Source organism: Cupriavidus basilensis, assembly GCF_029335485.1.
Classification (GTDB): Bacteria; Pseudomonadota; Gammaproteobacteria; order Burkholderiales; family Burkholderiaceae; genus Cupriavidus; species Cupriavidus basilensis_E.
The window spans coordinates 1-10,255 of the sequence record NZ_JARJLM010000046.1; the positions used below are offsets into that span (position 1 = coordinate 1).

The window sequence follows — 10,255 nt, forward strand, 5'->3', positions numbered from 1 at the left end:
AGAACCGCCCCGACGGCGCCCCCGAAGCAGAAGACGGCTACAGCGACAGCGGCGAGGACTATGGCAACGACTGGAGCCTCGACGACTTCGCCCGCCGCCCGCAGGGCGACGACGATGAAAAAACGCCGATGCAGCTGCGCGACGCCGAGCCCACGCTGCGCGAACACCTGATGGAACAGCTCGCGCCGCTCAAGATTTCGCTGCGCGACAAGGGGCTGGCCATCTTCCTGATTGAATCGCTGGACGACGACGGCTACCTGAGCACCACGCTGGAAGAAATATGCAGCGAGCTGCCGGAAGAGCTCGAGTTCGAGGTCGATGAGATCCAGGCAATCCTGACCCTGCTGCAGAGCTTCGACCCGCCTGGCGTCGGCGCGCGCAACGCGGCCGAATGCCTGGCGCTGCAACTGCGCCGTCTGAAGCATCCGCAGCGCGACCTCGCGCTGACCATTGTCGGCAGCCACCTGGAACTGCTCGCGGTGCGCGATTACACGCGCCTGAAGAAAGCGTTGCAGGTGGACGAGCCCGAACTCAAGGCCGCGCATGAACTGATCCGCTCCCTGGCGCCCTATCCGGGCCACGCATACAGCCGGCCGGAGGCCGATTTCGTCGTGCCGGATGTTTTCGTAAGAAAAATCAGCGGCGGCTGGATCGCCCAGCTCAACCCGGATGTGATGCCGCGGCTACGTATCAACGACATGTACGCGCAGATTTTGCGCGGTGCAAAAGGCGACGCGGGCGCGGCCGGATTGCAGCAGAAGCTGCAGGAAGCGCGCTGGTTGATCAAGAACATCCAGCAAAGGTTCGATACGATATTGCGCGTCGCACAAGCTATTGTCGAACGTCAAAAGAACTTCTTCACCCATGGTGAAATTGCGATGCGCCCCTTGGTTTTGCGGGAGATTGCCGATACACTGGGTTTACACGAGTCCACCATCTCTCGGGTGACTACCAATAAATACATGGCAACGCCGATGGGGACTTTCGAGCTGAAGTATTTTTTCGGCAGTCACGTATCCACAGAAACCGGCGGCGCGGCCTCTTCAACGGCAATTCGTGCGTTGATCAAGCAATTAATAGGAGCCGAAGACCCCAGGAATCCCCTGTCCGACAGCCGGATTGCCGAATTGCTCGGCGAGCAAGGCTTCGTGGTGGCGCGGCGTACCGTTGCCAAGTACCGCGAGGCGCTCAAGATTCCTGCCGTCAATCTCCGCAAGACTTTGTAGCCGAGCTGCGTCGCCTGCCTGATGCAGCTCTTTCAGAAGGAGAAACGCTATGAACTTCAAGATCAGTGGACACCACTTGGACATCACGCCTCCCCTGCGTGAGTACGTGGAAACGAAACTGGAGCGTATCGTCAGGCATTTCGATCAAGTCATTGGCGTAAGTGTGCTGCTCTCTGTCGACAATACAAAAGAAAAGGACCGGCGGCAGTACGCGGAAATCAATCTACATCTCAAGGGCAAGGACATCTTTGTCGAGGCGCATCACGAAGACCTGTATGCCGCTATCGACGCGCTAGTCGACAAGCTCGACCGGCAGGTGATTCGCCACAAGGATCGCGTGCAAAGCCATGACCGCGAAGCGGTCAAGTACCAGATGGCCGCATCGCAGATGCAGCAATGACCGTGCCTGGCGGCCCACGGACCGGGCCGCCGGTGTCAGTCCCTTGAAACCGGAATAAAGCCGCGCCGTTGCGCGGCTTTTTTGCGTCCGCCGCTTCCCTGCTTGCCAGCAGGCCCGCGGGGGATTCCGCAAGGCATCCCTCCCGGTGTATGCTGCGCAATACATAGATCCTTGGTCCGGTCATTTTTCCGCGCGCGCGGCACCGCTACCGCGCATCGGCTATTGCAATGCACAAGGCGGGGGCAGGCCTGCTCTATAATGGCCAGACGCCCGGCACCGGCATGGGGACCACCGGTGGCACCACGGGCCTTGGTGTCTATATTCATTTAGCCCGTCGGGACGCCGCCTGCCCCGGGGCCCGCTTACCAGAAAACCCTGCGCATTCCACATGAATCGTTTGGCTAAATTGCTGCCACCCGGCAACATCAACCTCGACGTCACCGTCACCAGCAAGAAGCGCGTGTTCGAACAGGCCGGGCTCCTCTTCGAGAACAACCATGGCGTAGCGCGCGCGACAGTGACCGACAACCTGTTCGCCCGCGAGTCGCTGGGATCCACCGGCCTGGGTGCCGGGGTTGCGATCCCGCACGGCCGTATCAAGGGGCTGAAGCAGCCGCTGGCCGCATTCATGCGCCTGGCCGAGCCCATCCCCTTTGAATCTCCCGACGGCAAGCCGGTGGCGCTGCTGATCTTCCTGCTGGTGCCGGAACAGGCTACCCAGCAGCATCTGGAGATCCTCTCCGAGATCGCCCAGCTGCTATCCGACCGCGAGATGCGCGACGGACTGGCCACCCTGCCCACGCCGGATGCCGTGCACCAGTTGCTGACGCAATGGCATCCTTGAACCGGCCTGACGGCTATTATCCAGGCGAGCCGGGCTCTCGACCCGGCAACCTGAAAGCTCGCCCCTGAAAGCACCCGCATGGAACTCACTGGCGTCACCTCGCAGTCGATCTTCGACGACAACGCAGCCGATATCAAACTCTCCTGGGTAGCAGGACTGGAGGGCGCGGACCGGGCCTTCGACGTCGAGTTTGCGCGTGAAGCCACCTCCGCGGCCGATCTCGTCGGCCACTTGAACCTGATCCACCCGAACCGGATCCAGGTGCTGGGCAAGCCGGAAATCACGTATTACCAGCGTCTCGACGACGAGATGCGCAAGCGCCAGATGGGCGAGCTGATCCTGCTGGAACCGCCCTTCCTGGTGATCGCCGACGGCATGGAGCCGCCGCCCGACCTGGAACTGCGCTGCACGCGCTCGTCGACCCCGCTGTTCACCACGCCGGTCTCGTCGGCGGCGGTGATCGATCACCTGCGGCTCTACCTGTCCCGCATCTCCGCGCCGCGCGTCACCATGCACGGCGTGTTTCTCGACATTCTCGGCATGGGCGTGCTGATCATGGGCGAATCCGGCCTGGGCAAGAGCGAACTCGGCCTCGAACTGATCTCGCGCGGCCACGGGCTGGTGGCGGACGATGCCGTGGATTTCGTGCGGCTGGGGCCGGATTTCATCGAAGGCCGCTGCCCGCCGCTGCTGCAGAACCTGCTGGAAGTACGCGGCCTGGGCCTGCTGGACATCAAGACCATCTTCGGCGAAACCGCGGTACGCCGGAAAATGAAGATGAAACTGGTGGTCCAGCTGGTACGCCGCAACGACGGCGAATTCGAGCGCCTGCCTCTGGACTCGCAGTATCTCGACGTACTCGGCCTGCCTATCCATATGGTCAAGATCCAGGTGGCGGCCGGCCGAAATCTCGCCGTGCTGGTCGAAGCCGCCGTACGCAACACCATCCTGCGCCTGCGCGGCATCGACACCCTGCGTGACTTCATGGATCGCCAGCGCGCCGCCATGCAGGCCGACGTCGCGTCGCGAGGCCAGGGACGCCTGCTTTAGCCGGACCGGCCGCTCCGTTTTCAATTGCTTACATCCTGCCGCATACCGATCGTCAACGCGTTTGGGGCAAAGGCCGTTTTGTGCTGTAATGGGCATGAGCCCAGCCCCGGAGTTGCCGCGCCGACAGGCCAGCAGCCATGAAGTTTTCCACAGCCAGGAGAGCAAGCATGAAAAAATTGATCGCGATGTGCGCGCTGGTAGCCCCGCTTTTCGCCAGCGGCGCCTTCGCCCAGAATGCACCGGCCGCCGCGCCGGCTGCTCCGGCAGCGGCCGCGGCACCTGCGGCGGCAGGCACGCAGCAGGACAAGATGAAGGTCTGCAATACGCAGGCCGCCGGCAAGAAGGGCGACGAACGCAAGTCCTTCATGAAGGACTGCCTGTCCAACAAGCCCGCAGCCGCTCCCGTCAAGAACAGCCAGCAGGAGAAAATGAAGGCGTGCAACAAGGACGCCACTGGCAAGAAGGGCGATGAACGCAAGGCCTTCATGAAAGACTGCCTGTCCAAATCGGCGTAAGCACCCTGGCCTCGCCGATGGCGCGGCATGTGCAAGAAGGCGAACCTGGCGGTTCGCCTTTTTTACTGGGGACGCCGTCATGACGGCGTCATCCTCCTGATGCTATGCTTGCGTTGCTATGCGCATCATACTCATCACCGGAATCTCCGGCTCCGGCAAATCCGTTGCCCTGAACGTACTGGAAGACGCAGGCTATTATTGCGTGGACAACCTTCCAGCCCAGTTCATCCCGGAATTGGCCCGCTACCTTGCCGCCCAGGGCTATACGCATCTAGGTGTCGCTACCGATATCCGCAGCCGCGAATCGCTGGACCAGCTACCCGGCACCCTGCGCGACCTCGCCTCCGAACACGAGGTCCGGGTAGTCTTCCTGACCGCCAGTACCGATGCACTGGTGCAGCGCTACTCCGAGACCAGGCGGCGCCACCCGCTGTCGATGCGCACCGACCGGACGGGCGCGCCCGCCGGCACGCCGGGTGCGGAAAACGCGAGCATGGCAGACAGCACCGGCAGCACGCCCTTCAACGACACCTCGCTGATCGAGGCCATCGAGATGGAGCGCGAACTGCTGAGCCCCCTCGCCGAGGCGGCTCACCGCATCGATACCAGCAATGTGCGCACCAATACGCTGCGCGCCTGGATCAAGGAATTCGTACGCGGCGACGACCTGCGGCTCACCCTGCTGTTCGAGTCGTTCGGCTTCAAGCATGGGGTACCGAGCGACGCCGACATGGTGTTCGACGTACGCTCCCTGCCCAATCCCTATTACGATCTGGCCCTGCGCCCGCTGACCGGCCGCGACGCGCCGGTGATCGATTTCCTGCAAAGCCAGCCCATGGTGCTGGCCATGGCCGAGGACATCCGCGCCTACGTCGAAAAGTGGCTGCCGAGTTTCATCGCCGACAACCGCAGCTACCTGACAGTCGCCATTGGCTGCACCGGCGGCCAGCACCGCTCGGTATACATCGCCGAAAGACTTGCCAACTATTTCCGCGCCCATGGTAATGTGCTGGTGAGACACCGCGAGCTAGCGCCCGGAGGTTAAGCCGGCCGGGCCGGAATTCGCGGCCACGCTCGGCGAGGGTTGACCACTCCCCTCACCTGCCCGAAACCCTTGCTGGTCAAGCATGTCCTCACCCGCCACGACCGCCGCTCCCGGCCCATCGGCCTCGCCCGCCGCACCGCATGCCACAGCAGCGGCGCCCAGGCTGGATAGCCTGCCGCTGTTTCCGCTGCACACCGTGCTGTTTCCCGATGGCCTGCTGCCGCTGCGCGTGTTCGAAGCGCGCTACGTGGACATGGTGCGCGCCTGCATGCGCGACCGCACGCCTTTTGGCGTCTGCCTGATCGCCAGCGGCAACGAGGTCGCACACCCCGGGGAACCCACCGTACCGGAGACCATCGGCTGCCTGGCCGACATCGTCGACTGCAATATGGAGCAACTCGGCGTCCTCCTGATCAGCGCACGCGGCCGCCAGCGCTTTCGCCTGCTGGGCCACAGCGTACGGGAGGACAGCCTGCTGGTAGGCCAGGCGGAATTGCTGCCGCCCGACATCATCGACTGCAAACTGGAACTGCTGGGCGAATGCCTGGCCGTGCTGCGGCGCATCGTCGCTTCGCTGCACGCCGAACACCCCGGCAAGCTCCCGTTCGCCGAGCCCTTCCTGTGGGACGACCCCAGCTGGGTGGCGAATCGCCTGTGCGAGCTGCTGCCGGTGCCGCTCAAGGCCAAGCAGATGCTGATGGCGCTGCCCGATGCAGGGATGCGGATCGAGATCGTGCACAAATACATGCACCAGCATCACATCCTGTAGGGACCTGAGGCGCCGGGCGAAGCAGACCGGATGCGCCAAGACCATCTGCGATGACGACGGGGTTTACACCCTCTCCCCTCATGGCCTCATGGGGAGAGGGGAGAAAACCTGTGTCGGCAAAATCTCCCTCCCGGAAGTCGGGCGATCCTTTAAAACAGCCCCCGCCGGGCCTGCGCCTCCAGCAGTTTCCGCACCGGCGCCGGAGTGCCCACTGCATCCAGATCGTCCAGCGAGAGCCAGCGTAGCGCGGCGCCGGCATCTGCATCGCGCACGGTCAGGCCGGTGACGTCCACGCGAATGGCGCGGATCAGCAGGCGGAAGTGGGTAAAGACGTGGGTGAGTTCGCCGACCATGTTGGCGCTGCTCGGCGTGCCGAACTCGCGGGCGCGTTCCAGCGCGGCGTCTTCGGCCAGCTCGGCGTCGAAGGGCACGGTGTCGACCGCCATCTCCGGCAGGCTCCACAGGCCGCCCCAGATGCCGCTGTCGGGACGCAGCGAGAGCAGCACTTCGCGGTCACGGCGCACCAGCAGCATCACGGTGCTGCGCTCGGGAATGGCAGCACGCGGCTTGGGCGTAGGCAGCACGGCCGTCAGGCCGTCGCGGCGCGCCACGCAGTCGGTCGCCAGGGGACACGCCACGGCGTCGGCCAGGCAGGCCGGCTTGCCGCGCGAGCAGACCGTTGCGCCGAGGTCCATCAGGCCCTGCGTGTAGGAGACCATGTCTTCGGCCTGCCGCGGCCCCATGGCAGGCAGGACCTCGCCGGCAAGCTGCCACATGCGGGTTTCGACCGCCTTGACGCCTGGGTGGCCATGGATGCCGAAGAACCTCGCGAACACACGCTTGACGTTGCCGTCCAGGATGGGCGAGCGCACGCCGGCGCTGAACGCGGCCACCGCCGCCGCGGTCGAGCGGCCGATGCCGGGCAGTGTCACCAGCACGTCAGGATCGGTCGGGAACACGCCGCCGTGTTCGCTCATGACCGTCTTCGCGCAGCGGTGCAGGTTGCGGGCGCGCGAGTAGTAGCCAAGCCCTGCCCAGAGCGCCATCACTTCGTCGGCACTGGCCTGCGCCAGCGCCGCCACGGTAGGCAGGCGGCTGACGAAGCGCTGGAAATATTCGATGACCGCGCTGACCTGGGTCTGCTGCAGCATGATCTCCGAGAGCCAGATGCGATAAGCGTCGCGGGTGTTCTGCCATGGCAGGTCATGGCGTCCGTGCTGGCGCTGCCACGCCACCACGCGCATGGCGAAATCGGCGGGCACGGCACTGGGAGGGAGATTGGCAGGAGAGGCGGCAGGCTTGCGGGGCATTGAGAACGTGACGGGAAAGGCGACAGCGCCGGAGCGGCGGCGCGTCATGATACCGCCTCACCGCCTCCGGCACTGCCGTTCGGCCGCTTTCAGGCGGCGACGGCCTTGAGCTGCCCCGCGTCGCCGTGCGGCTGCATGACCTGCCTGGAGAAGGACTCGATACGCCCGCTGCGCTCGTCCAGCCCGTTCAGGACTTCCTCGAGCTGGGCGATGCGGCTCTCGAGCGTGTCGGTAGCCTCATGGATGCGCTCGATCGAATCGACCCGGCGGCGCAGCTGCTTCTGGTGCTCGCGCACCTGTGCCTCGAGCGGCGTCATCACAGACTTGAGCCAGATCTCGATATCGCGGTTGAGATCGCGGAAGGTCTCCAGCACGCGGCTGGCGATCGTGGAGAACGCGCTTTGTACCAGTTGGGGACGCGAGCGCGTCAGTATGTTCATGGTGCCGAAGTGCGCATGGGCAAGCGCCAGCGTCTGCTGCAGTTCGCTGAGGTAGCGCGCGGTGACGAACTGGATCGGCGCGGGCAGCGTAAAGCCATGCTCGGCATTGAAGCGCCGGTACATGCTGTCGGTGAGCTGGTGGAGCTGGACGATTTTCTGATCGGCCTCGCTGACCAGCTGGCCCAGACGCGCGAACAGCTCGTCCATATCCTCGCGCATGCCGCGCGAGAAAAAACGCTCCTTCATCTGCTCGCGCCGCTCGCGCATGGCCTGGCGCACGTCGCGCAGCTGCAGGCTCTTGATGATGTCGGCGCTGTGGCGCCCGAACACCAGCCGCAGCGCCTGGAACTTGGCGATACTCTGCTCGAACTCTTCCTTCTCCGACTGTACGCGCATCAGCATGTGCTTGACCATGGCGTGGTTCTTGCCGCGCAGTCCGCGCAACTCGAACAGCTGCTCGACGATGCTGCGGCGGCGGCTCTGCAGCAGTTGCTGCGCACCACGCGCCATTTCCGCCACCGAGCGCTGCACCTGGTCGGCGACGATCTCGCGCCGCTGCGGGATCAGTTGGTCCGACAGCACGTGCTCGAACTGCGGCAGGCCACTGCGCACCAGCAGGTCGTCGTCGTGCGTGACCTTGGCAACCAGGCCCTTCTGCGCCGACACCGGATAGACGCGCGACTCGTCGATGCCCAGCACCTGGGCGCTGGTGGTGACCTGGTGCGTGATCTCGGCCGCGGTCTCCGCCGGCGACTTGAGCGGATCCCACAAGCCGTCGATCTTGTTCAGCACCGCCAGGCAGCCCTTGCGATGGCCGGCGCTGACATGGCTGCGCCAGAGCGCCAGGTCGCTCTTGGTGACGCCGGCGTCGGCCGCCAGCATGAACACCACCACGTGCGCATCCGGGATCAGGCGCAAGGTCAGCTCGGGCTCGGTGCCGATCGCGTTGAGCCCCGGCGTGTCCAGAATCACCAAGCCCTGCCGCAGCAGCGGATGCGGGAAGTTGATGACCGCATGGCGCCAGCGCGAAATCTCCACCATGCCGTCGGCATCGAGCGCGTAGGCGGCATCGGGATCGTTCTCGTTGTACAAGCCGAGCGACTCGGCCATCGTACGCGTCACGCGGCTGGTCTCGATCACATGCCTGAATGCATCGAGCATGCCGTCGGGCGAAGACGGATCGAGCGGCACGGTATGCCAATGCGAGTCGACATCGAGGAAATCGGCAGTGGATGCTTCCTGCAGGCGCGTCTCGATCGGCAGCAGGCGGATGGACGGCGCCTCGGCCTCGTCGTAGCGCAGCTCCGTGGGGCACATGGTGGTACGGCCGGCGGAGGACGGCAGGATACGCCGGCCGTAGTCCGCGAAGAAGATCGCGTTGATCAGCTCGCTCTTGCCCCGCGAGAACTCCGCTATAAAGGCCACCTTGAGCCGGTCGCTTTTGAGCACGGCCTGGATGCGCTGGGCCCGTTCGTCGGCCTGGGCGTCGTAGAGATCGTGCTGCTGCAGCCAGGAGCGGAATTCGGCCAGGGAATGGAGCACCCCGGTTCTCCAGGCGCCATATTGTTCGAATTGAAGGGCGAGGGTTGTCATTGGCACTGGGGTCGGCTTGGCGATCAGCCCCCGCTGCGGCACCGCAGGCACGGCGTCTTGATGTCCGATGGCCTGCATCCGGGCGGTGACCGGGTGTTTCTGTAACACTTTTTTACCTTATTGAAGATACAGGTTTACGGAGGACTTTTGTGAAATTCAAGCCGCGCCGCCGGCGCCGCTGTTGCGCCGGCCCATCGGCCTGCCGCGCAGGCGCCGGAGGCTCGCCGGGCGCCCACGCCGCCCGCACCTGAAAGATAGCCGGAAATCACTTTGGCGCAGCATTCGCCAGCTTCGGACAAGGAAGGCGGCGCGCGCTATCGCTATTTCTGGCAGGTGGGGCAATAGAAAGTCGAGCGTTGGCCCTGGACGATCTGCCGGATGGTGGTACCGCAGACACGGCAGGGATGGCCGGCGCGATCGTAGACGGCGCAATCGAGCTGGAAGTAGCCGCTGCTGCCGTCGCTGCCGACGAAGTCTCGCAGCGTGCTGCCGCCGCGCTCGATGGCGCGCGCCAGCGTGTCCCGCACCGCCGCCGCCAGGCGTTCGCAACGCGCCAGGGACAAGCGCCCGGCCGGCGTGGTGGGACGGATGCCGGCCGCGAACAGGCTCTCCGACGCGTAGATATTGCCCACGCCCACCACGATATCGCCGGCCAGCAGCACCGTCTTGATGGCTGCGCTGCGGCCTCGGCCGAGGCGGTATAGCCAGCTCCCGTCGAAGCGCGGGTCGAATGGCTCGATCCCGAGCCCGCGCAGCAGCGGATGCGTAGGCAGCTGCGACTCTTGGAGGCTGCTCCACAGCACCGCGCCGAAACGGCGCGGGTCGCGAAACCGCAGCACCAGGCTGGTGCCGGGGGGGCCAGCGATATCAATATCATCCAGGACCAGGTCGAGGTGGTCGTGCGCCCCGGGTGGCGGCGCCTGCGGCAGCACCCGCAGCGTTCCGGTCATGCCGAGGTGGATCAGCAGCCAGCCATGGTCGCCAGCGCCGGGCAGCGTCGCATTGCCGTCGTGCCCTGGTCCGGCCGGGCGCACGCACTCCAGCAGCAGGTACTTGCCGCGCC

10 protein-coding genes are annotated in these 10,255 nt (G+C 64.9%); 7 read left to right on the top strand and 3 right to left on the bottom strand.

From position 1 onward, the window contains the following. The 7 genes from P3W85_RS02850 to P3W85_RS02880 form a co-directional block, all read left to right on the top strand. On the top strand, nucleotides 1-1,226 hold a 1,226-nt coding region (locus tag P3W85_RS02850), incomplete at its 5' end, for an RNA polymerase factor sigma-54 (RefSeq protein ID WP_276263651.1). Between the two features lie 49 nt (nucleotides 1,227-1,275). Continuing rightward, on the top strand, nucleotides 1,276-1,626 hold the full coding sequence (gene hpf / locus P3W85_RS02855) for a ribosome hibernation-promoting factor, HPF/YfiA family (RefSeq protein WP_006159435.1): 351 nt from the start codon (nucleotides 1,276-1,278) through the stop codon (nucleotides 1,624-1,626). Between the two features lie 388 nt (nucleotides 1,627-2,014). Further along, on the top strand, nucleotides 2,015-2,470 hold the full coding sequence (ptsN, locus tag P3W85_RS02860; protein ID WP_035817077.1) for a PTS IIA-like nitrogen regulatory protein PtsN: 456 nt from the start codon (nucleotides 2,015-2,017) through the stop codon (nucleotides 2,468-2,470). A gap of 78 nt (nucleotides 2,471-2,548) precedes the next feature. Further along, nucleotides 2,549-3,520, top strand: a complete 972-nt coding sequence (gene hprK, locus P3W85_RS02865) for an HPr(Ser) kinase/phosphatase (protein ID WP_017230420.1) — start codon at nucleotides 2,549-2,551, stop codon at nucleotides 3,518-3,520. A 167-nt stretch (nucleotides 3,521-3,687) separates the two neighbouring features. Then, nucleotides 3,688-4,035, top strand: coding sequence for a PsiF family protein (locus P3W85_RS02870; protein ID WP_017230421.1), 348 nt, complete (start codon nucleotides 3,688-3,690; stop codon nucleotides 4,033-4,035). A 118-nt stretch (nucleotides 4,036-4,153) separates the two neighbouring features. Next, nucleotides 4,154-5,080: an RNase adapter RapZ gene (rapZ, locus tag P3W85_RS02875; protein WP_276263652.1), complete on the top strand. Its 927-nt coding sequence runs from the start codon at nucleotides 4,154-4,156 to the stop codon at nucleotides 5,078-5,080. An 82-nt stretch (nucleotides 5,081-5,162) separates the two neighbouring features. Further along, nucleotides 5,163-5,849: an LON peptidase substrate-binding domain-containing protein gene (locus P3W85_RS02880; protein ID WP_017230423.1), complete on the top strand. Its 687-nt coding sequence runs from the start codon at nucleotides 5,163-5,165 to the stop codon at nucleotides 5,847-5,849. Nucleotides 5,850-5,998: 149 nt separating this feature from the next. Here the strand turns inward: P3W85_RS02880 and mutY are convergent, their stop codons facing one another. The 3 genes from mutY to mutM form a co-directional block, all read right to left on the bottom strand. After that, entirely contained in the window at nucleotides 5,999-7,159 is a 1,161-nt protein-coding gene (mutY, locus tag P3W85_RS02885; protein WP_276263654.1) for an A/G-specific adenine glycosylase, read from the bottom strand. 89 nt (nucleotides 7,160-7,248) lie between these two features. After that, complete coding sequence (locus tag P3W85_RS02890) at nucleotides 7,249-9,192, bottom strand: dynamin-like GTPase family protein (protein ID WP_035817080.1); 1,944 nt, start codon at nucleotides 9,190-9,192, stop codon at nucleotides 7,249-7,251. A gap of 320 nt (nucleotides 9,193-9,512) precedes the next feature. Continuing rightward, the coding region (gene mutM, locus P3W85_RS02895) for a bifunctional DNA-formamidopyrimidine glycosylase/DNA-(apurinic or apyrimidinic site) lyase (protein WP_276263653.1) at nucleotides 9,513-10,255 on the bottom strand (743 nt) is incomplete at its 5' end.

Excerpts from the sequence above, each read along its gene's own strand:
- P3W85_RS02880 (WP_017230423.1), top strand. The coding sequence starts at position 5,163 with ATGTCCTCACCCGCCACGACCGCCGCTCCCGGCCCATCGGCCTCGCCC.
- hpf (WP_006159435.1), top strand. The coding sequence starts at position 1,276 with ATGAACTTCAAGATCAGTGGACACCACTTGGACATCACGCCTCCCCTG.
- hprK (WP_017230420.1), top strand. The coding sequence starts at position 2,549 with ATGGAACTCACTGGCGTCACCTCGCAGTCGATCTTCGACGACAACGCA.
- P3W85_RS02890 (WP_035817080.1), bottom strand. The coding sequence starts at position 9,192 with ATGACAACCCTCGCCCTTCAATTCGAACAATATGGCGCCTGGAGAACC.
- mutY (WP_276263654.1), bottom strand. The coding sequence starts at position 7,159 with ATGCCCCGCAAGCCTGCCGCCTCTCCTGCCAATCTCCCTCCCAGTGCC.
- ptsN (WP_035817077.1), top strand. The coding sequence starts at position 2,015 with ATGAATCGTTTGGCTAAATTGCTGCCACCCGGCAACATCAACCTCGAC.
- P3W85_RS02870 (WP_017230421.1), top strand. The coding sequence starts at position 3,688 with ATGAAAAAATTGATCGCGATGTGCGCGCTGGTAGCCCCGCTTTTCGCC.
- rapZ (WP_276263652.1), top strand. The coding sequence starts at position 4,154 with ATGCGCATCATACTCATCACCGGAATCTCCGGCTCCGGCAAATCCGTT.